The sequence below is a fragment of the Martelella sp. genome, assembly GCF_984369615.1.
Genome location: NZ_CFHTCS010000036.1, coordinates 1 through 20,744, shown reverse-complemented (window position 1 = coordinate 20,744; position 20,744 = coordinate 1). Strand labels below are relative to the sequence as shown.

Annotated in this window: 17 protein-coding genes, 1 pseudogene and 1 other annotated feature; of the genes and pseudogenes, 15 read left to right on the top strand and 3 right to left on the bottom strand. The window is 60.0% G+C overall.

Annotated features, from left to right (window positions below):
• A partial coding sequence (ssb, locus tag AC5DC2_RS05305) for a single-stranded DNA-binding protein (RefSeq protein ID WP_491697752.1) occupies positions 1–1,389 on the top strand: 1,389 nt, incomplete at its 5' end.
• Between the two features lie 195 nt (positions 1,390–1,584).
• Here the strand turns inward: ssb and AC5DC2_RS05300 are convergent.
• Positions 1,585–2,445, bottom strand: a complete 861-nt coding sequence (locus AC5DC2_RS05300) for a universal stress protein (protein WP_491697751.1) — start codon at positions 2,443–2,445, stop codon at positions 1,585–1,587.
• 137 nt (positions 2,446–2,582) lie between these two features.
• Here AC5DC2_RS05300 and AC5DC2_RS05295 point away from each other — a divergent pair, with 137 nt between their 5' ends.
• From AC5DC2_RS05295 to AC5DC2_RS05245, 11 genes and pseudogenes are all read left to right on the top strand, one after another.
• Positions 2,583–2,828 carry a helix-turn-helix domain-containing protein gene (locus AC5DC2_RS05295; RefSeq protein ID WP_491697750.1) on the top strand — a complete coding sequence of 82 codons (246 nt, stop codon included), beginning with the start codon at positions 2,583–2,585 and terminating at the stop codon, positions 2,826–2,828.
• On the top strand, positions 2,825–4,555 hold the full coding sequence (locus AC5DC2_RS05290) for a cation:proton antiporter (protein ID WP_491697749.1): 1,731 nt from the start codon (positions 2,825–2,827) through the stop codon (positions 4,553–4,555). The genes AC5DC2_RS05295 and AC5DC2_RS05290 overlap by 4 nt, the downstream gene beginning before the upstream one ends.
• Before the next feature lie 41 nt (positions 4,556–4,596).
• The gene (locus tag AC5DC2_RS05285) at positions 4,597–7,320 is read left to right on the top strand and encodes a cation-transporting P-type ATPase (protein WP_491697748.1); all 2,724 of its coding nucleotides are present in this window, start codon (positions 4,597–4,599) and stop codon (positions 7,318–7,320) included.
• 641 nt (positions 7,321–7,961) lie between these two features.
• A pseudogene (locus AC5DC2_RS05280) lies at positions 7,962–9,135 on the top strand (IS3 family transposase).
• Positions 8,189–8,304: a sequence feature (AL1L pseudoknot), on the top strand. (Overlaps the previous pseudogene by 116 nt.)
• A 162-nt stretch (positions 9,136–9,297) precedes the next feature.
• Positions 9,298–10,083 carry a GntR family transcriptional regulator gene (locus tag AC5DC2_RS05275; protein WP_491697747.1) on the top strand — a complete coding sequence of 262 codons (786 nt, stop codon included), beginning with the start codon at positions 9,298–9,300 and terminating at the stop codon, positions 10,081–10,083.
• 44 nt (positions 10,084–10,127) lie between these two features.
• The gene (locus AC5DC2_RS05270; protein WP_491697746.1) at positions 10,128–11,126 is read left to right on the top strand and encodes a TRAP transporter substrate-binding protein; all 999 of its coding nucleotides are present in this window, start codon (positions 10,128–10,130) and stop codon (positions 11,124–11,126) included.
• Positions 11,127–11,196: 70 nt separating this feature from the next.
• Positions 11,197–11,703, top strand: coding sequence for a TRAP transporter small permease (locus AC5DC2_RS05265; protein WP_491697745.1), 507 nt, complete (start codon positions 11,197–11,199; stop codon positions 11,701–11,703).
• Positions 11,704–13,011, top strand: a complete 1,308-nt coding sequence (locus AC5DC2_RS05260) for a TRAP transporter large permease (protein WP_491697744.1) — start codon at positions 11,704–11,706, stop codon at positions 13,009–13,011. It begins immediately after the preceding gene.
• A 181-nt stretch (positions 13,012–13,192) separates the two neighbouring features.
• The gene (locus AC5DC2_RS05255) at positions 13,193–13,657 is read left to right on the top strand and encodes a NanQ anomerase/TabA/YiaL family protein (RefSeq protein ID WP_491697743.1); all 465 of its coding nucleotides are present in this window, start codon (positions 13,193–13,195) and stop codon (positions 13,655–13,657) included.
• Positions 13,658–13,865: 208 nt separating this feature from the next.
• Positions 13,866–14,708: a 5-dehydro-4-deoxy-D-glucuronate isomerase gene (kduI, locus tag AC5DC2_RS05250; protein ID WP_491697742.1), complete on the top strand. Its 843-nt coding sequence runs from the start codon at positions 13,866–13,868 to the stop codon at positions 14,706–14,708.
• A gap of 55 nt (positions 14,709–14,763) precedes the next feature.
• Positions 14,764–15,549, top strand: coding sequence for a gluconate 5-dehydrogenase (locus tag AC5DC2_RS05245; RefSeq protein ID WP_491697741.1), 786 nt, complete (start codon positions 14,764–14,766; stop codon positions 15,547–15,549).
• A gap of 229 nt (positions 15,550–15,778) precedes the next feature.
• Here the strand turns inward: AC5DC2_RS05245 and AC5DC2_RS05240 are convergent, their stop codons facing one another.
• Both AC5DC2_RS05240 and AC5DC2_RS05235 read right to left on the bottom strand, forming a co-directional pair.
• A complete protein-coding gene (locus AC5DC2_RS05240) occupies positions 15,779–16,468 on the bottom strand; it encodes a GntR family transcriptional regulator (protein WP_491697740.1) in 690 nt (229 codons plus the stop codon).
• Between the two features lie 42 nt (positions 16,469–16,510).
• The gene (locus tag AC5DC2_RS05235; RefSeq protein WP_491697739.1) at positions 16,511–17,251 is read right to left on the bottom strand and encodes a maleate cis-trans isomerase family protein; all 741 of its coding nucleotides are present in this window, start codon (positions 17,249–17,251) and stop codon (positions 16,511–16,513) included.
• A gap of 291 nt (positions 17,252–17,542) precedes the next feature.
• Between AC5DC2_RS05235 and AC5DC2_RS05230 the strand changes: the two genes are divergently transcribed.
• From AC5DC2_RS05230 to AC5DC2_RS05220, 3 genes are all read left to right on the top strand, one after another.
• The gene (locus tag AC5DC2_RS05230; RefSeq protein ID WP_491697738.1) at positions 17,543–18,586 is read left to right on the top strand and encodes a TRAP transporter substrate-binding protein; all 1,044 of its coding nucleotides are present in this window, start codon (positions 17,543–17,545) and stop codon (positions 18,584–18,586) included.
• A 161-nt stretch (positions 18,587–18,747) separates the two neighbouring features.
• Positions 18,748–19,350 carry a TRAP transporter small permease subunit gene (locus tag AC5DC2_RS05225; RefSeq protein ID WP_491697737.1) on the top strand — a complete coding sequence of 201 codons (603 nt, stop codon included), beginning with the start codon at positions 18,748–18,750 and terminating at the stop codon, positions 19,348–19,350.
• Positions 19,347–20,648 (top strand): TRAP transporter large permease, encoded by a 1,302-nt coding sequence (locus tag AC5DC2_RS05220; RefSeq protein ID WP_491697736.1) that lies wholly within the window; start codon positions 19,347–19,349, stop codon positions 20,646–20,648. Before AC5DC2_RS05225 ends, AC5DC2_RS05220 begins: the two co-directional genes overlap by 4 nt.
• Positions 20,649–20,744: the final 96 nt, after the last annotated feature.

The following is a 20,744-nucleotide window of genomic DNA, read 5'->3' as shown; positions in this document are numbered from 1 at the left end:
CGCGGTGATGTCGCCGCTTCACAGCAGGGACGTGCGGGCCTGCGGCTTCAGCACGCGCTGCCCGATGCCCGCGTGGTCTATGTCTCGGCAACCGGCGCCACCACCGTCCACAATCTCGCCTATGCGCAGCGCCTCGGCCTCTGGGGCGGCGAGGAGTTTCCCTTCGCCACCCGCGCCGAATTCGTCGAAGCGATCGAGGCCGGCGGCGTCGCCGCGATGGAGGTCCTCGCCCGCGACCTCAGGGTGCTCGGTCTCTACACCGCCCGCTCGCTCAGCTTTGACGGTGTCGAATACGAGTTGGTCGAGCACGAACTTACCCCCGAGCAGACCCGCATCCACGACGCCTATGCCGGCGCCTTCGCCATCATCCACAACAACCTCGATGCGGGGATGGAGGCGGCCAACATCACCGGCAGCGACGGGACGCTCAACAGGCAGGCCAAATCCGCGGCGCGCTCGGCTTTTGAGTCCGCCAAGCAGCGCTTTTTCGGCCACCTGCTCACCAGCATGAAGACCCCGACGTTGCTCCGCTCCATCGCCGCCGATCTGGAGGCGGGCCATTCGGCCGTCGTCCAGATCGTCTCGACCGGCGAGGCGTTGATGGAACACCGCCTGGCGGAACTGCCGACCGAGGAGTGGAACGACGTTCGGGTCGACATCACGCCGAGGGAATATGTCCTGGACTATCTTGCCCATTCCTTCCCGGTGCAGCTCTACGAGCCGTTCACCGACAGCGAGGGCAATCTGTCGTCACGCCCGGTCTATCGCGATGGTCAGCCGGTCGAGAGCCGTGAGGCGGTCACCCGCCGCGATGACCTGATTGCCAGGCTCGCCAGCCTGCCGCCGGTGCCGGGCGCGCTCGACCAACTCGTCCAGCATTTCGGCACCGACATGGTCGCCGAAGTCACCGGGCGCTCGCGCCGCATCGTCAGCAAGCGTAATTTCGGCGGCATGTATCGTCTCGCCGTCGAGACCCGCGCCGCCGCCGCCAATCTGGCGGAGACCCAGGCATTCATGGACGATACCAAGCGCATCCTGATCTTCTCCGATGCCGGCGGAACCGGCCGCAGCTACCACGCCGATCTTTCGGCGCGCTACGCCGAGGGCAAGGTCCTTCGCGACGAGAACGGCTACCGTGTCCAGGACACCGAATGGCACCGCATCACCTGCTTCAACGGCCTCGGCAAGACGGTCCAGCAGTATTGCGAAAAGGGCATGAAGGTTCTGGTACGTGGCCGCATCCACTACACCAAGTGGACGGACGCCGCCGGTGTGGAGCGCTACGGTTGCGAGATCATCGCCGAGACGGTCGACTTCCTCAGTAAGGCGAAGCAGACCGAAAACGACGACGGCAAGTTCATCGATGACGATGACGACATCCCGTTCTGAGCGGAACGCCCGGGACCCGGCGGCTTCGGCCGCCGGGTTTTTTCGTGCTTCGACGTCCGTCAGCTTTCGAGACGTTGGGCCTCCTCGCTGCAGCAGGACAGGCCGGAAAGGGGAAAACTGTAGATGGACTGTTCGGCTTTCCTAACACATACAGATGCGACTTCCAGAGATGGTCGCAATGCAGTGATGCTCACCTCAAGTCGCTGACTTTGGAACCGCGAGTACGTCGCGATCGGCTTTACGCAGCACTTCTTCTGCCACGCTGCCGAGAAGGTACCTGGCTAGGCCGCTTCGCCCATGGGTGCCGACAACGACGAGATCTGCGGATTCTTCTCTTGAGGCGGTGAGTATCTCCTCAGCCGGAGAGTTTTGTAGCTGACGAACATCCTGCCGGATCGATCGCCAATCGACTGATTTCACGAACGCCGAGAGGTCGCGGGATGCCTGTTTGCGCTCGTCCTCAAGATAGGCCTGTCGTGCCACGGCCGATATGGCGTGACTCATTGCAAGATGGAGCGCCGGCGTGTCGAAGACATGCACGATCGAGACCTTGGCGCCGCGCGCGATTCCTAGCATCTTGCAGACGTTCGCCGCGTGTTCGGCGCCCTCGGAAAGGTCTGTCGTCAGCATCACATGATTGTAGGACCCGACCGGGGGCGCATTCACCATCAGGACAGGACACCTCACGGAACGGATTGTCCGCTCAGCCGTCGTTCCGACAAACACGTCGCGCAGCGCCTGGCGTCGATGTGGACCGATGACCAAAAGATCCGGAAGGGCCTCCTCTGCCGCCCGTGCGATCCCAGCAAAGGGGTCGGCCAGCACGATACGTGTTTCGCATGGAATTCCGTCTACATTCTGCACCGTGCTCTGCAACTCCCGCAGGAGCGTGGAGGCCGCGTCACGCTCGCTGTCGACAATGCGCCGCGGCTGGTCGTCATCCACGACATGAACGATTGAAAGGGAGGTGCCAAGTTGCCGGGCGAGCAACGTCGCCCGTCGGAGCGCACGATCCGACCGCTCGGAGAAGTCGGTGGCCAGCAGAATCTCCTTCATGTTGTGCTCCTTGTCTCGGCACGGTTCCGATTGTTTCCAATAAATCACGTTGGCACGACAATTCGTTTGATCGAAATCATCTGAACTGCACTAAACTTCGGTATTCTGCACCAAACAACACCTAATGGGATCATCCGATGGTACGCGACCATTATCAGACGGTAAAGGAAGTGGCCGACCGGCTAAGAGTCGGCGAGGCGACGGTTCGTGGCTGGATCAAGGTTGGCGAGCTTCGCGCGATCGAGATCGGCAAGGGATGGCGGATCTCCGACAGCGACCTCGAGGCGTTCCTTTCCAGCCATGCAACGCGAGCTCGCGAGATTTCCGCGCAGGAGACCGAGTCGGTCTTTTACGGTGAAGCCGAGCGCGAGAATGGCACATGATCGAAGCACTGATCCAGTCGCCTTTCGCCGAGGTTGCACTTCTTCTGGTCTTGGCCGCAGCTATAGGGCTTATCGGCATTTTGTTGCGCCAACCGTTGATCGTGAGCTTCATTGCAGTCGGCCTGATAGCTGGGCCGTCCGTGTTGGACGTGGTCCGTTCCGACGAGCAGATCGATCTCCTGTCGGAACTCGGCATAGCCGTGCTCCTCTTCCTCGTTGGCATCAAGCTCGACGTGAAGCTAATCCGGTCTCTGGGCCGGGTCGCGCTGCTGACAGGGCTCGGTCAGGTGCTCTTCACCTCCGTCTTCGGGTACGTAATCGGATTGGCGCTTGGGCTGGGGCATGTCAGCAGCCTCTATGTCGCGGTAGCGCTTACGTTTTCCTCGACGATCATCATCGTGAAACTTCTTTCGGACAAGCGTGAGATCGACAGCCTGCATGGGCAGATAGCGCTCGGTTTCCTGATCGTGCAGGACCTGGTCGTGGTGCTGGCGATGATCATTCTGTCGGCTGTCGGCGTTGGCGCGGCGGTCGAGGGCGGCGGCCACGCAGGCGGGTCGGTCCTATCAGTGCTGGCTTCGGGCGTGGCGATGGTTGCGCTCGTCGTGCTGTTCGTCCGCTACATTGCAGATCCGCTGACCGAGCGGCTCGCGCGGGCGCCTGAACTGCTGGTGATCTTCGCCATCGCGATGGCAGCGATGTTTGCGGCGATCGGTGACATCGTGGGACTCGGCAAAGAGGTAGGCGGCCTGCTGGCAGGCGTCGCGCTCGCCTCGACTCCTTACCGCGAGACCATCGCCGCGCGCCTCGCGCCGCTCAGAGATTTCCTGCTGCTGTTCTTCTTCATTGCTCTCGGCTCCTCCCTCGACCTGTCGCTTCTCGGCGTACATGTGACAGGCGCCATCGTATTCTCGCTCTTCGTCCTGATCGGAAACCCGCTGATCGTGCTCGCGATCATGGGCGCGATCGGCTACCGCAAGCGCACCGGCTTTCTCGCTGGTCTGACGGTTGCGCAGATCAGTGAGTTTTCCCTGATCTTCGTGGCCATGGGCGTCTCGCTCGGTCACGTGCGGGAGGATGCACTCGGCCTTGTCACGATGGTTGGGCTCGTAACCATCGCCGCCTCCACCTACATGATCACCTACTCGCACCGGCTCTACCCAGTGTTCGAGCCTGTGCTGGGCATCTTCGAGCGAAGGGGAACCCCGCGCGAGCCGTCCGAGACGGGCGCGCATCATGAGGACGGTTACACGGTGATCGTCTTCGGGCTCGGACGGTTCGGTACGGCCATCGGCATGCGCCTGCAAAAGCGCGGCATCCGGGTGCTGGGGATCGACTTCAACCCGCTGGCCGTGCGGCGCTGGCGCGAACTGGGCCTCAGGACCGAGTTTGGCGATGCGACCGACCCGGAATTCGTCGGTGAACTGCCGCTCACCCGGGCTCAGTGGGTGGTCTCGACCGTTCCAATCCATCCCACCGGGCTCAGCCACGAGGACACGCGCATTACGCTGATACAGCTGACGCGTGCGGCCGGCTTCCGCGGACGCGTGGCCGTGACCTCGCACCATTCGCGGGATACCGAAGAGCTGTTCGGCGCCGGCGCCGATATCGTTCTCGAGCCGTTCCAGGATGCGGCGGATCGCGCGGTGGAACTGCTGAGCGGCGCTCCGGAAGAAGGCCGCACGGAAATCCCGTCCATCGAAACGGAAGAGAAGCAGGCACCGTGAGCGTTGGCGCACGGTGCGTTCCAGACAAGGAAGTCGAGCGAATGACCGAGAACTACGAGAGCACCGCCCTTCACGCCCTGTCGGCACGAGATGCCATTGATGCACTGGGTGCCGAACCCGGTGGGCTAAGCACCGACGAAGCCGCCCGCCGCCTTGCCGAACACGGACCGAACCGGCTGCCCGAGCCGCCGCGGCGAAGTCCCTTGTTGCGGTTCCTGGCGCATTTTCACAATGTGCTTATCTATGTGCTCATCGCTTCGGCTGTTGTCACAGCGGTACTGCAGCACTGGATGGACACCGGTGTGATCCTCGCGGTGGTGATCGTCAACGCTGTGATCGGCTACATTCAGGAAGGCCGCGCCGAGCAGGCGATGGCGGCGATCCGGGGGATGCTGGCGCCCCGCTCTGCCGTGCTGCGTGATGGTCGCAGGGTCAGCCTGGACGCTGCCGACCTGGTGCCGGGCGACACCGTGCTGATCGAAGCGGGTGACCGTGTGCCGGCTGATCTGAGGCTGATCGAGGCGCGGGGGATGAAGGCCGAGGAAGCAATCCTCACGGGCGAATCCGTGCCGGTGGACAAGGGTACCGCGCCTGCGGCAAAGGATGCAGCCCTTGGCGACAGAACCTCAATGCTCTTTTCCGGCACGCTGGTCGCCGCAGGCGCGGGGCGCGGCGTCGTCACCGCCACCGGGGGCGATACCCAGATCGGTCGGATCAGCGGCATGCTCGCCCAAGTGCAAACCCTGACGACACCGCTTGTCGCTCAGATGGACGGATTCGCTCGCTGGCTAACCGTTTTCATCCTGATCGTGGCCGGCGCGCTTCTGGCGTACGGCTATTTCGTCGGGCATCTGCCCTTCTCGGAACTCTTCATGGCGGTCGTCGGGCTTTCGGTGGCGGCGATCCCCGAGGGGCTGCCGGCGGTGCTCACGATCACACTGTCGGTCGGCGTGCGGGCCATGGCGCGGCGCAATGCCATCGTGCGTCGGTTACCCGCGATCGAGACCCTGGGTTCGGTTTCGGTGATCTGCTCCGATAAAACCGGCACGCTGACTAGAAACGAAATGATGGCGGCGACTCTCGCTGCATCGCAACACGTCTACTCGGTCGGCGGCAACGGCTATGCCCCCGAGGGAGCGGTTCGCTGGCGCGAGGCGGACGCCCACGCGGATGAGCACGTTGTATTGATGGAGTTCGCTCGCGCCGCAGGGCTTTGCAACGACGCAATGCTGCAGGCCCATGATGCGGGCTGGCGCGTAGAGGGAGACCCGATGGAGGGGGCCCTGATGGCCCTTGCCGGCAAAATCACCCACGAGGGACCCGAACCGTTCCGCCGGTGGACCCGCGCCGACTCGATCCCCTTTGACGCCGCCCATCGCTACATGGCTGTGCTCCACCATGACCGCGAAGGCCATGCCTGCATTCATGTCAAGGGGGCTCCCGAGGCTCTGCTGGCGCTCTGCGCAAACCAGCGCACCGGTGAGGGCGGCACCGAGCCGCTCAATGCCGAATACTGGCACGGCAAGGTGGAGGAACTCGCTGCCGAAGGCCAGCGGGTGATCGCCGTTGCTGTGCGGGCGGTGCCTCAGGATCACGCGGTCCTGAACACCACCGATCTGGAGGGACACCTCACGCTGATTGGGCTGATCGGCCTGATCGACCCGCCGCGCGCCGAGGCGATCACGGCTGTGGCCGAGTGTCACGCAGCCGGCATCAGGGTAAAGATGATCACGGGCGACCATGCAGCAACCGCCCGCGCCATTGCCGGGCAGATCGGGCTGAAGAACCACGACCGCGTACTGACAGGTGCCGATATCGAAGCGATGGACGACGCCGCGCTCGCGGAGGCCGCGGTCGAGACCGACATTTTCGCCCGCACATCGCCTGCCCATAAGCTGCGCCTTGTCACTGCTCTGCAAGCCCGCGGACTGACTGTGGCGATGACCGGCGACGGCGTGAACGACGCGCCCGCACTGAAGCGCGCCGATGCCGGCATCGCCATGGGGCTCAAGGGCAGCGAAGCGGCGAAGGAGGCCGCAGAGTTCGTGCTCGCCGACGACAACTTCTCTTCGATCGCTGCCGCGGTGCGCGAGGGCCGCACCGTCTACGATAATATCAAGAAGGTAATCAGTTGGACGCTTCCCACCAACGCAGGCGAGGCGCTGACCATCATAGTGGCGCTGTTCGCCGGTCTGGCGTTGCCGATCACCGCAGTGCATATCCTCTGGATCAATCTGATCACCGGTGTGACGCTGGGCCTCGCGCTGGCCTTCGAACCCTCCGAACCCGGCACGATGCGCCGCCCACCTCGTCCGCGCAACGAGCCACTACTTACAGGTGAACTCGTCTGGCACATCGTGCTCATCTCTACCCTGTTTCTGACTGCCGTTTTCGGCATGTATTTCTATGCCGTCGACAAGGGCTATCCCATCGCGCTGGCCCAGACCATCGCCATGAACACATTGGTGGTGCTGGAGATCTTTCACCTCTTCTTCATCCGTAACATCCATGGGACCTCTCTCACCTGGGCGGCCGCCAGAGGAACGCCGATCGTTTGGACCTGCGTTATCGCCGTCACCTCCGCACAGTTCGCCATCACGTACCTACCGCCCTTTCAGGCCATCTTCGGGACCCATAGTGTGCCGCTGTTCGACGGGCTGCTGATCGTCGCAATTGGCGCAGTCTTCTTCGCGCTGATCGAAACGGAAAAGCAGATGCGGCTCGCCTTTCGTAACCCACATCCGGGAAGACGCAACGAATTTTAAGGAGTGCGCATGTGAGGCAATCCGTAGATGGGCGCCTAGCTCATGCATCGTGACGTCTGCACTCAGCACAACATCAAATCGAAGTACCTGCGCACAATCCTCACTGCTCGGCAACTTTTACGAAACAAGTTCCAGGACATCGAGGACGAGTTCTGCGGTCTCATCCGTAACTTCGGCTATCACCTCGACAAGGTGAAGGCTCGCGACTTCGAGCCTCGGTAGCTCGAACTGCTTGCCGAGACGGACCTGCAGCCGGTAACAGAGGTGTTGCTGTTGGCGAGGCGCTCCCTTCGAGAGCAATTCAGCCGGTTGGACGACATGCTTTTCCGATTGGCCCGCCAGGATGAAGTGGCACGCCGATTCATGACCGTTCCTGCCATCGGTCCGCTTGTCGCGCTGACGTTCCGAGCAACAGTCGATGTTCCAGCACGCTTCACGCCTGCACCGTCGGCGCACCCTTCGGCCTGGGGCCGCGCAAGAAGAAATCCGTGAGGTGAACTGCAGCGGTCGGATATCCAGATGGGCGATGACGACTGAACCGCGCCGGGATTGCCGGAGGCTCCAACTCTTGAGTAAGATGGAGCATCATGAGCAAAACAACGAACAAGTATTCCCCTGAAGTCCGCTAACGTGCCGTGCGGATGGTTCTCGACAATGCCGGTCAGCATGGATCGCGCTGGCAGGCTGTTGTCTCGATTGCCGCGAAGACCGGCTGTTCAGCGAACACGCTGCATGAATGGGTCAAGAAGGCCGAGGTCGACAGCGGCCAACGTGCCGGCATTCCAAGCGATATGGCTGAGCGCATGAAGGCGCTGGAACGGGAGAACCGCGAACTGCGCCATGCGAATGAGATCCTGCGCAAGGCGTCAGCGTATTTTGCGCTGGCGGAGCTCGACCGCCGGTCGAAGTAATGGTCGCGTTTATCGACGACCAGCGTGGAGCCATGGGGTCGAGCCGATCTGCAAGACATTGCCGATCGCCCCATCCACCTATTACGCCCATCTGGCCAAACGGGCCGATCCGACCTTGTTGTCGGATCGCGCCAGGCGCGATGCCGGGCTGAAGCCCCAGATCCAACGTGTCTTCGAAGAGAACTGGGAGGTCTATGGGGCGCGCAAGATCTGGCGACAACTGGGCCGCGAAGGCCTGGACGTCGCGCGTTGCACCGTGGCACGACTGATGAAAGACATAGGGATCCAGGGGATTATTCGCGGCAAGCCGCAGAAAACCACCGTGCCGGACAAGAAGCAGCCCTGTCCTTTGGACAAGGTGAACCGCGAATTCCGCGTGCCGGCGCCCAACATGCTCTGGGTGAGCGATTTCACCTACGTCACCACATGGAAGGGGTTCGCATATGTCGCCTTCGTCATTGATGCCTATGCCAGAAAGATCGTCGGCTGGCGGGTCAGCACATCGGCCCATACGGGCTTTGTGCTCGATGCTTTGGAACAGGCTGTCCATGATCGGCGCCCCACGAAGGCAATGGGGTTGGTTCACCACAGCGATCGTGGCTCGCAATATCTGTCCATTCGCTACTCGGAACGCCTCGCTGAAGCCGGTATCGAACCTTCTGTGGGGAGCGTCGGTGACAGCTATGACAACGCCTTGGCAGAGACCATCAATGGCCTCTATAAAGCTGAGGTCATTCACCGGCGTGGCCCTTGGCGAAACTTCGAGGCCGTCGAATTTGCCACGCTCGAATGGGTGGATTGGTTCAACAACCGCCGTCTGCTCGAGCCAATCGGGAATATGCCACCGGCAGAAGCAGAGGCACACTTCTACGCAGCGCTGGAAACTGAAATCCAAGCCGCGTAACTATTGAAACCAAGCCTCCGGCAATCCCGGCGCGGTTCAATAAGTATATGAAATAACATTTAAAATCGGACTTTTGCGGGTCTGTCATTTTGTCGCAGGCAGCCGTCGTTGTATATCTAATATAACTGGTATACAAGATATACAACACTGATGGAGGCACGGATGGCTTACGCATCTGATGGCATGATTGAGGTCCCGGGAAGCGACAGCCGCAATGGAACGGCCACGCAGATCGTTCACCGCCGTCTGCGCGCCGAGATCGTCTCCCTCAAGCGTCTGCCCGGCGAAACAATCAGTGAGAAGGAAATCGCGGCCGAATGCGGAACCAGCCGCACGCCTATCCGCGAAGCGCTGCTGCGGCTGGCTGAAGAACAGCTTGTCGATATCGTTCCCAAATCAGGGACGCGGGTCTCCAGAATTCCGATCGCTTCGCTCCTGGAAGCCCAGGTTGCGCGAACGGCGCTAGAACAGGTGAATGTCCGTGCCGCCGCCGCCCGCGTCCAGGGCAGCGAAATTGCCAATATGCGTGCTTTGCTGATGTTCCAGCGCGAGCGCACGGATGCCGGCGACAGCGACCAGTTCCATGCCGCCGACGAGGCGCTCCATCGCGCGATTGCGGTGGCGGGCGGTTATCCCGGCATCTGGAAAATCATCGAGCAGGTCAAATTGCAGGTTGACCGTTACCGGCGGCTGACGCTGCCGCAGATCAACCGCATGGAACGCGTGCTCGTGGAACATGGCGAAATCGTCGACGCGCTGGCCGCACATGATGCGGAGAGCGCGGTCGAGGCCATGACCCACCATCTGGAAGGGCTGAGCGCGGAGGACCTGCGTCCGATCCGTGACCTCAACCCGGATTATTTCATCGGCGACATCAAGGATGTCTACGAGAAGTGGGGCGATGGCAACATCGCTCCTCAAACTGAAGGCCGGCCAGGCGCCATCTAGGCGGACCGGTACCCTCAAATCCAATACCCTTACGGGAGGCAATCATGAAAAACTTCAAAAACACTCTTGGTCTGGCAGGCGTCAGCATCATCGCGCTGGGAACCGCCTTCGGCCCCTCCTCCGCCTTCGCCGCGACCGTTTTCGAGATCGCGTTCAACCAGCCGGAAACGCATCCCCAGTACAAGGCCATGGAACGCTTCGGTGAAGCGCTGGCCGAACGGACCAACGGCGAATACACCGTCCAGATCTTCCCGAACGAGCTGCTCGGCGCCCAGAAGGAAACCGTCGAAATGGCGCAGACCGGCACGATCGCCATGTCGCTCGCATCGGCCAGCCTTCTGGAAAGCTGGAACCCGGACTTTGTCGTCTTCAACCTGCCTTACGTCTTCGACAGCATCGAGCACCAGAAGGCGGTGGTCAACAATCCTGAAATCGTCGGCGATCTCTACAACTCCGTTGCCGACCAGGGCATCGTCGTTGTTGCAGCTTTCACGGCTGGTTCGCGCAACGTCTACCTCAAGGACCACCCGGTTCATACGCCGGAAGATCTGGCCGGTCAGAAGATCCGCGTGATGCAGTCGCAGACCAATATCGACATGATGAACATGATGGGCGGCAACGGCATCGCGATGGGACAGGGTGAAGTTTACACCGCCATCCAGACCGGCGTTCTTGACGGTGGCGAAAACAACGAAGTCACCTACTGGTCGCTCAAGCATCTGGAAGTCGCGCCGTACTTCTCCTACACGCAGCACCTGATGATCCCTGATTATCTTGTAATGAATATCGACTACTTCGAAGACATGCCGGACGATGTGAAGCAGATTTTCATCGAAGAGCTTCAGAAAGCCGCCGACTATGAGTTCGAAGTCTTCGCCGAAGATGCTGCCAAGTCCCGCGCTTTGGCAGAAGAAGCAGGCGCCCAGTTCAACGAAGTTGACTTGCAGCCCTTCCGTGATGCCGTGCGCCCGCTGACCGAGCAGAAGCTCAACAGCGACGTGACCAAGAAGATCTACGATCAGATGCACGCTCAGGGCGAATGATCCCCAACACCAAATGACCTGGTCTGGTCCCGGCTAAGCTGGGGCCAGCTTGGATGAGAAAGAAACTGCTATGCATACGATCAAGCTTTGGGTCGATCGGTTTCTGGCAACGGTCTGCATTACATTGTGTGGCCTTCTGACGGTTGTCGTCACCTGGCAGGTGGTGAACCGTTATGTGTTCAACGGCGCCGGCGCTCTGACGGAAGAGTTGGCCAAGATCATGTTTGTCTGGCTGGTTCTTCTGGGCGCCTCCCTGCTGTTCGGCGAGAAAGGCCACATGAACATCGGGATCTTCGTGGACGCTTTTTCCTCCAAGCGCCTGAAGGGCATGTTCCAGCTTTCGGCGGATGTCCTGATCCTTCTGTTCGTCGTCGCTATTCTGCTGATTGGCGGGCTGGACGCCGTTGACCGCACGATGCGTCAGACGAATGCGGCAATCCCGTTCCTGAGGACCGGCCAGATCTACATGGCCTTGCCGATCTGCGGCGCCTTCTCGGCCTATTACTGCCTGTACAACATCTGGAATGACATCCTGCAGCTGCTCCGCCCGGTCAGCTCGGAAGGGGAGGCCAAGTAAATGGCAAACGCAGCCGATATCGGCCTGATCCTGCTGATCTCGATCCCGATCCTCTTGATGATCGGCGTTCCGATCAGCGTCAGCATGGGCATTGGCTCGGTGCTGGCAATGGCCACCATCTTCACCTTCGATCGCATGGCGATCACCTCTGCCCAGCGCATCTTTGCGGGCATCAACTCCTTCTCGCTTCTGGCGATCCCCTTCTTCATCCTTGCCGGCAATATCATGACGTCGGGAGGGATAGCGCGAAGGCTGATCAACTTCGCCAAGGCATTGATCTGCTTCATTCCCGGCTCGCTGATGCAGACGAACATCGTTGCCAACATGCTGTTCGGCGCCATCAGCGGCTCAGGCGTCGCCGCCGCCGCCGCCATCGGCGGGGCCATGGGCCCGCAGCAGAAGGCGGACGGCTATGATCCCAAGGTCGCTGCCGCGGCGAATATCGCATCGGCGCCGGCAGGCATGCTGATCCCGCCGAGCAACACCTTCATCATCTACTCGCTGGCAAGCGGTGGTTCGTCGGTTGCCGCCCTGTTCATGGCCGGTTACGTTCCAGGCATTCTCTGGGGCATCGCCTGCATGATCCCGGTGGTCTTCTTTGCCCGCAAGGCCGGTTACAAGGCTGAACGGCTTGCAAACTTCAGGACCAACTTCAAGACCACGGTCGAGGCCATTCCGGCGCTGTTGATGATCCTGATCGTCGTCGGCGGCATCATCTCGGGCATCTTCACGCCGACCGAAGCGAGCGCGATCGCGGTGGTCTACGTCACGATCCTGTCCTTTGCCTACAGAACGCTCTCGGTCCAGATGATTCCGGCTTTGTTGCTTGCAACAGTGAAGACGACGGCGATGATCATCTTCATGATCGGTGTTTCCTCCATCATGGGCTGGATCATGGCCTATGCGCAGATCCCGAACATCATTGCCTCGTCGCTGCTGTCGATCACCGACAACCCGATCCTGATCATGGTCATCATGAACATCGTGATCCTGCTCTTGGGTTTCGTCATGGACCCGACGCCGGCAATCCTTATCTTCGCACCGATCTTCCTGCCGATCGCAACATCGCTGGGTATCGACCCGATCCACTTCGGTGTTCTGATGGTCTTCAACCTTTGCATCGGCACGATCACGCCGCCGGTTGGTCCGATCATGTTCGTCGGATGCCGGATTGCCGAACTGAAGATCGAGGATGTGGTCAAGCCGTTGCTGCCTTTCTTCGCCATTCTCGTGGCGCTGCTGATGGCTGTGACCTTCATACCGGAACTTTCGCTGGCCCTGCCGCGCGCTGCCGGTCTGGTGCAGTGATCTCAAGATAACCAAGACGCGGCTGCCCCTGGCTGGGGCAGCCGCAATCCGCCGGGCAGGGACGTTTGGCATCCCGCAAAATCTGGCGAAGCATATGAAATGCGCGGATCGGCAAGCAATCCAATGCTTGGCTGATGCGCCCCGGCCGAACCGAGAGCTCGGCCACCAAGGAGTAAAGACTGTGATTTTCGGACGATTGGACAATATCGATCTTGAGCGGGCGAGCCTGCCGGATGCTGTTCTGGAAGGACTTCGTTTCCTGAGTGAGACCGATCTTGCAAGTGTGCCTGCAGGCCGGATCGATATCGATGGCGACCGGATTTTCGCCAATGTGCAGGACGGGCTGACCCGCGCAAAAGACGAGAACCGGCCGGAATCCCACCGCCGCTATCTGGACATTCAGTATGTCGTCTCCGGCGCCGAAACCATCGGTTTCGCCCCGCTGGCAAAGGCCGGCCCGGTAACCGAAGATTTCGCCGAAACGAGCGACCTTCTGTTCTACGACATCATGAATGACGAAATGCCGCTGGTGCTTTCGGAGGGCAGTTACGCCGTCTTCTACCCCTGGGACGTTCATCGGCCCGGCTGCGCCGTCTCAAACCCGGGCGAAAAGGTGCGCAAGGTCGTCGTCAAGATCCGCCTCTAGCGCATCGTGCTTTCCGAAAATCGGAATCGATTTTCGGAAAGCACGATGCGCAGATTCAATAGGTTAGAGCGTCCTTTGTGCGTCCGAATGGACGCGCGGCGCTCATGGCGAACCGTCATTCCGGCTCGCAGACTTACACCGATTTCAGGAAGCAAGGGCTGCAGCGTGCTGCATCCGCCCGCTTCGGTAAGAACAAGGAGAAAGAACCATGGATATTCGCTATTCCGTAAACCAGAGGGATTTTCAGCGCTACAACACCGAGGAAGTGCGCGATGAATTTCTGATCGAGAACCTCTACGTCGCTGATACGGTTGTCGCGGTCTACTCGCATATCGACCGGATGGTGACGTTTGGCTGCATGCCGGTTTCCGAAACCGTGTCGCTGGACAAGGGGATCGATTGCATGGGCACGTTCGGCACGAATTATGTGCTCGAGCGCCGCGAGATCGGTATCTTCAACATCGGCGGCGCCGGATCGATCGAAGCTGACGGCGAGGTCTTCAATCTCGATTTTCAGGATTGCCTGTATATCACCCGCGGCACCAAGACGGTCACCTTCAAGAGCGCTGACCCCGCCAAGCCCGGCAAGTTCTACATGGTCTCGGCGCCGGCCCACAAATCCTGCAAGACCACCTTCCTGAAGATGGCCGATGCCAAGAAGGTGCCGCTCGGCGATACCGCGACATCGAACAAGCGCGTCATCAACCAGTTCATCCATCCGGACGTTCTGGAAACCTGCCAGCTCTCCATGGGCCTGACACAGCTCGAGCCTGGCAATGTCTGGAACACCATGCCGGCCCACACGCATGAGCGCCGCATGGAGATCTACACCTATTTCAACCTGCCGGAAGATCAGTCCGTCTTCCACATGATGGGTGAAGGCAAGCAGACCCGCCACATCCTGGTGCAGAACGAACAGGCCGTTATCAGCCCGTCCTGGAGCATCCATGCCGGCTGCGGCACGACCAACTACACGTTCATCTGGGCCATGGGCGGCGAAAACCAGACCTTCAACGACATGGACGTCATTCCGATCAACGAACTGCGTTGATCAGGGCTATTTCCGCTCAAACCGACAGTCTCTCAAAAACAGAAAGATTTGACCCATGAGTTTTGCAGACAATTTCTCGCTTGAAGGCAAGGTCGCGCTGGTGACCGGCGCTTCCTACGGCATCGGCTTTTCCATCGCCTCGGCACTCGCTGAAGCCGGTGCGACGATTGTCTTCAACGACATCAACGAAGACTTCCTGGCAAAGGGCGTTGCTGCCTACAAGGAAGCCGGTATTAACGCCAAGGGCTATATCTGCGACGTCACCGACGAACCCTCCGTCCAGAAGATGGTGGCACAGATCGCAGCAGACGTCGGCCCGGTCGACATTCTCGTCAACAATGCCGGCATCATCGCCCGCACGCCAATGCACGAGATGGAAGCCAAGGATTTCCGCAAGGTCATCGATATCGACCTGACGGCGCCCTTCATCATGGCCAAGGCCGTGCTGCCGTCGATGATGGAACGCCGCTCCGGCAAGATCATCAACATCTGCTCGATGATGAGCGAGCTCGGCCGCGAGACGGTATCGGCCTATGCCGCAGCCAAGGGCGGGCTGAAGATGCTGACCCGCAACATCGCGTCGGAATATGGTTCCTACAACATCCAGTGCAACGGCATCGGCCCGGGCTATATCGAAACGCCCCAGACCGCGCCGCTGCGCGAGCCCGGCCACCCCTTCAATTCCTTCATCCTGGCCAAGACCCCGGCAAACCGCTGGGGCACGACGCAGGACCTGAAGGGCCCGGCCATCTTCCTCGCCTCTGCAGCCTCCGATTTCGTCAACGGCCATGTGCTTTACGTCGACGGCGGCATCCTCGCCTATATCGGCAAGCAGCCGTAACAAACAGCTGAATACCGGCCCGCCATCAGGCGGGCCGTTTGCATTCTGCCCTTTTCCGAGGGGACATCATTCCGTGCCGTTCCAACCTGATGGCCGGCATGTTTTCACAAGAGGCCGTTGGGATCGCCGAAGCCCGGTATCCCAGTACCCGCCGGCCAAGACCTTCGCGATCGTCCTTTTCCTGAAGGCGCAGGCCCCGGAACGATGGTCTTTCTGCGAGCTTGCACTTTCAGCACAGAGCGGCTGACATGGCTTCAGCCGTTCGCCGGTTGTGGAATTCGAGGCGTTCGGCAAGGTCCAGCGGCGTTCGGGCCCTCAGCGCGGTGATGATCCGCTCATGCTCGGCGAAGGACTCCTGGCAGCGCTTTTCGTATTCGTTCACAATGAAGCGGTACCGCCATATACGCTGCTGGATGACATCATAGTTTTGCGTGAGGATGGCGTTCTTGCTCGCTGCGGCGAGGTTGCGATGGAACATGTAGTTCAGCCGCGTGTAGAGCTTGTAGTCGCCCTTAACGGCGGCGGCATCAAGCGCGAGATGTATGTGTTCCAGTTCGGCGATCTCTGTGTCGCTCGCCCGCTCGGCGGCGGTCAGGCCGATAAGCCGCTCGAGGGCGCCCTTGAACTCGAAAAGCGGCGGTATCTCGGCCGGATCGAGCGGCGCAACGATGGCGCCGCGATTGGGGCGCAGCACGACAAAGCCTTCGGCCGCAAGAACCTTCAGCGCCTCGCGCAGCGGTGTTCGTGACACGTTGAAGCGCTGGCAGAGCTCGCCTTCCGGGATGCGCGTGCCGTCAGCGAGCTCGCCGTCCACCAGGATCGCCCTGATCTGGGCCACCAGATTGCCGTGCAGGCTGGCATTGCCATCTGAAAGCTGCAGGTGCGCCTGCTGGTCCTCGGATAGGCCGGTATCTGCCATTCTCACTCCCTCAAACTGCCGCCAAACCACGGGGGTTGACCATCATGCGAAAATTCGTCCGAATTTTTCAAGAGGTTGCATTGGAATGCCCATCGCGTCCAGGCAGCCCCAGAGCGTGAAGGCAACGGAATCCATGACGGGGATCCCCAGTTGGCTCTCCAACGCTGCGGCGATCATGGGGCCGCGCATGTTCGTGCACAGGATAATGATTGCGTCCGGCTTTGCCTTGGCGACGTCGCGACACATCCGCGCAATGGTTTCCTCGTCAAGCTCGGCAAAGGAGAAATTATCGCTTCGATCACTATGGGCTTCGGCAACGGTTTCGATGCCGGTCTTGCGATAGTTCTCGATGATCTTGTCCTGAACATCGGCAGTATAGGGCGAAACAAGGCCAAGCTGGCGGACATTGAACCTGTCCAGAAGACGGTTGAGGCTCAGCACTGCGCTTGTCGAACGCACGCCGAACTTCTCCTTCAGGGCGTCGCACAGTCGCTCGTCCTTGTCGAAGCCCAGCCAGCTTGCCGATGTTCCGTTCCACGCCACGATGTCGGGCTTTGCATCCATCAAGAGGTCGGCCGCCTGAAGAAAGGGCTCCAGGCCGAATTGCTGGTCGGAGTCTCCGTCAAGCGCGATCCGGCGCACTCTGAGCCGGCCGAAATGGATACTGACAGCGGGAAAAAGCGGCCAGGAAAGTGCGCTCGTATAGGGCTCGACAACCGTGTTCGAAGACGGGGTCAGCATGCCAATGATGGCTGGCCGTGCGATTGCTGTGTCTGTGTGCATTCAAAAAAACTCTTCTACGGATATTTTGCATTCATTTTTCGGGCGACATTCTCTGATCTATGCGCTTCATGATCCGCAGATTGCGTTGAAAATCAATATCAAAATTCGGTATACACAAATACATGACCTTCTATTCGCCTTATATTGCGCTGTTTTTTCTCATTAAGCCTATATAATGGGCAGGGGTTTCCGTTGAGCAATTTTTTCGCTCCAGATAGTGGATTCGGCCTTGGCATTCCGGAAAGATTTTGTCACAGTCGTGAAAATGAATTCAAAAAAAGGGGACTGAATATGCACTCTACGCTTTCGCGTGCCATCCTGGCCGCTGGCGCTATCGCGCTTTCTGGCTCGGCAATGGCGGAAACACCGCTCCGCATTGCCGGAAATTTTTCTCAGAACAACAATCAGGTCGAGATCGAAAGATCCTTCTTTGAGGCCTTGCCCGAGGCGTCCGGCGTGGATCTCGGCATCAACTACAACCCGATGGATGTCGTTGGCGTCAAAGCCCCCGATGCCCTGAGGTTGCTGCGCGGCGGAACCTTCGACATCATGTCCGTCCAGATCGGCATGGCCTCGCGTGACGATCCCTTCTTCGAAGGTGTTGACCTGATGGGCGTTGCCACGGACATGGACGCCCTGCACGAGGTGGTTGACGCCTATCGTAGTCCGTTCGATGAGCGGCTCCAGGAGAAGTTCAACGCCAAGGTGCTGACCCTCTGGCCGTTCGGTCCTCAGGTTTTCTTCTGCAATGAGAAGATCGAAGGCCTGGATGACCTTCAGGGCCTCAAGGTCCGCTCCTTCACCCCGTCGATGTCGGCGATGCTCGAAAGCTTCGGCGCGACGCCGGTGACCCTGCAATTCTCGGAAGTCTATCCGGCGCTTCAGCGCGGCGTGGCCTCATGCGGCGTCACCTCGCCGATTTCCGCCAATAGCGGCAACTGGCCCGAAGTGACCTCCTACCTTCTGCCGCTTTCCGTCTCCGGCTCCGTCCAGGGCCATTTCATGAATCTCGATACCTGGAAGAGCCTGTCGCCGGAAGAGCAGGAGGCTCTGATGGTCCAGTTCAAGACGCTGGAAGATCATATGTGGGACCTGGCCAAGACGGCAAACGGCGAAGCGATCGCCTGCAATACGGGACAGGATGGCTGCGAAACCTACAAGAAGTTCGATATGGAACTGGTTGAGATCAGCGCCGAGGACCAGCAGCGGATCAAGGATGTGGCCACCGAGGTTGTGCTTCCGATCTGGAAGGAAACCTGCAACGCCGTTGATCCGAGCTGCTCGGACACCTGGAACGCGACTGCCGGCAAGGCCGCCGGCATCACGATCGAATAAATGCCAAACACGGAGGGGCTGCAACGCGGGTTGCAGCCCCTCCGGAGCGTTTCCGCTTTTCTCCGAAATGCGAAATTGCTTCATCTCTTTGTTCTTGCGCGTTTCCGGATGGAAAACCGATATCGTCTTTTCCTGGAAACGCTCTTTCTCGGAGCCTTCACGTGAGCGTCAATGAAAACCCTCTGGCCCGGCGGCTTTTGCCTGTTGCTCGCCTTGCGGCCCTCGTCGCCGGTTATGCTGTGCTCGGCATATCGCTGATGATCACGCTGGAGGTCCTGCTGCGCAACGTCTTCAATGTATCCTTGCAGGGCGCTGATGAATATGGCGGCTACACGCTGGCGGTGGTGGCGGCTTTCGGATTCTCGTTCGCTCTTCTCGAGCGAGCCCATACGCGGGTCAAAATCCTGTTGGAGCGCGTGGGAACGAATAGCCAGGCGATGCTGAACCTCTTCGCTTGCTGGTGCGTGGCTCTGATGGCGATCTTCTTCGTCTGGCGGGGATTTGGAGCGATGATGGAGAGCATTGAGTACAAATCGCTTTCCGGAACGCCACTGATGACGCCCTTGTGGCGGCCGCAACTGGTGTGGGTGTGCGGGCTTGCCTTCTTCGCGGTTTGCTCGACATGCGTAGCGCTTCACGCAAGCGTGCTGATGCTGCGTGATCGCGCGCGTTTGAACGCCTTTTATGGCTGCAAGAGCCTTGATGACATCATTGAGGAAGAGACCATGTCCGGCGACCGCGATCAGGAGGGGGCGAAATCATGATCGGGGTTGGTGAAGCGGCGATCGGTTTTGTGATTATGCTGGGCCTGATGCTGGCCGGTTTGCCGGTGGCTGTTGCGCTCTTTGTGACAGCCTTTCTGGGTGCTCTTGTGTTCCTCGGCTGGCCGACGCTGATGGGCTTCGGCAATCAGATGTGGAGCGGTGAAAACGACTTTCTTCTGACCGCCATTCCGCTGTTTGTCTTTCTCGGTGAAATCCTGGTGCGCTCCGGGGTTGCGGATGCGCTCTATCGCAGCCTTTCCGACTGGATGCGAAAACTGCCGGGCGGGCTGCTGCACTCCAATATCGGCGTCAGCACCATCTTTTCTGCCGTGTCGGGATCGTCCGTGGCAACGGCTGCAACGATTGGCACCGTTGCGCTGCCGATCCTCAAGGAGCGTCAGTATGATGAGCGCCTGACGACGGGAACCATCGCTGCCGGCGCCACGCTTGGCATTCTGATCCCGCCATCGATCAACATGATCATCTATGGCTCGATGACCAACACGTCCATCGGTCAGTTGTTTGCAGCGGGTCTCGTGCCCGGCATTCTGCTCACAGCCTGTTTCATGACGCTGATCATTGTCTTATGTCTGTTGAACCCGCGGCTCGCGGGACCGGCGCTGGAGCCGCGCCCCTTGCGCGAGAAGCTGGCCAATCTCCTGGATATCATGCCGCCGCTGATCATCTTCATCGTGGTGATGGGTAGCATCTATCTCGGCTGGGCCACGCCCACGGAATCCGCGGCCATCGGTGTCGTTTGCTCGCTTGCCATCGCCATTATGAAGCGGCGTCTGAGCTTCGCGCTCTTGCACCAGGCGATGATCTCGACCGTGCGCACGTCGGCCATGATCCTGCTGATCATGGTGGGCGCGCTGTTCCTGAACTTCGTGGTCGGCATGCTGGGCATTCCGCAGGCGCTGACGGCCTTTGTGTCGCAGTTCGGGGCGACGCCGCTCGAAATCATCCTGCTTCTGGTGGTGTTCTATCTGGTCCTTGGCTGTTTCATGGAGACGCTGTCGATGATGATTGCCACATTGCCGGTCGTCTTCCCGTTGATCGTGCATATGGGCATCGATCCGGTCTGGTTCGGCGTATTCCTGGTGCTGATGATGGAGATCGGGCTGATAACACCGCCAATCGGCATGAACCTCTATATCGTCCAGGGCGTGCGAGAAAGCGGCTCGATCGTTGACGTCATCCGGGGCGCGCTCCCCTTTGTCGTGTTGATGCTCTTTTTTGTCGGCCTGTTGATCGCATGGCCCCAGATGGTGCTCTGGCTGCCCGGCCTTCTCTTCTAGATTTGACGGCTGGGTCCGGCCACAAACGCGGTGTGAGGGCCCTAGCTGTGGAGCCTCAAGAGGTTGTCTCGGTTCATGCCGAGTCGACTGATCGGT

Coding starts and splice junctions, on each gene's coding strand:
- AC5DC2_RS05300 (WP_491697751.1), bottom strand. CDS start 2,445: ATGAAGGAGATTCTGCTGGCCACCGACTTCTCCGAGCGGTCGGATCGT.
- kduI (WP_491697742.1), top strand. CDS start 13,866: ATGGATATTCGCTATTCCGTAAACCAGAGGGATTTTCAGCGCTACAAC.
- AC5DC2_RS05230 (WP_491697738.1), top strand. CDS start 17,543: ATGCACTCTACGCTTTCGCGTGCCATCCTGGCCGCTGGCGCTATCGCG.
- AC5DC2_RS05290 (WP_491697749.1), top strand. CDS start 2,825: ATGATCGAAGCACTGATCCAGTCGCCTTTCGCCGAGGTTGCACTTCTT.
- AC5DC2_RS05270 (WP_491697746.1), top strand. CDS start 10,128: ATGAAAAACTTCAAAAACACTCTTGGTCTGGCAGGCGTCAGCATCATC.
- AC5DC2_RS05260 (WP_491697744.1), top strand. CDS start 11,704: ATGGCAAACGCAGCCGATATCGGCCTGATCCTGCTGATCTCGATCCCG.
- AC5DC2_RS05245 (WP_491697741.1), top strand. CDS start 14,764: ATGAGTTTTGCAGACAATTTCTCGCTTGAAGGCAAGGTCGCGCTGGTG.
- AC5DC2_RS05220 (WP_491697736.1), top strand. CDS start 19,347: ATGATCGGGGTTGGTGAAGCGGCGATCGGTTTTGTGATTATGCTGGGC.
- AC5DC2_RS05265 (WP_491697745.1), top strand. CDS start 11,197: ATGCATACGATCAAGCTTTGGGTCGATCGGTTTCTGGCAACGGTCTGC.
- AC5DC2_RS05235 (WP_491697739.1), bottom strand. CDS start 17,251: ATGCACACAGACACAGCAATCGCACGGCCAGCCATCATTGGCATGCTG.
- AC5DC2_RS05295 (WP_491697750.1), top strand. CDS start 2,583: ATGGTACGCGACCATTATCAGACGGTAAAGGAAGTGGCCGACCGGCTA.
- AC5DC2_RS05240 (WP_491697740.1), bottom strand. CDS start 16,468: ATGGCAGATACCGGCCTATCCGAGGACCAGCAGGCGCACCTGCAGCTT.
- AC5DC2_RS05275 (WP_491697747.1), top strand. CDS start 9,298: ATGGCTTACGCATCTGATGGCATGATTGAGGTCCCGGGAAGCGACAGC.
- AC5DC2_RS05285 (WP_491697748.1), top strand. CDS start 4,597: ATGACCGAGAACTACGAGAGCACCGCCCTTCACGCCCTGTCGGCACGA.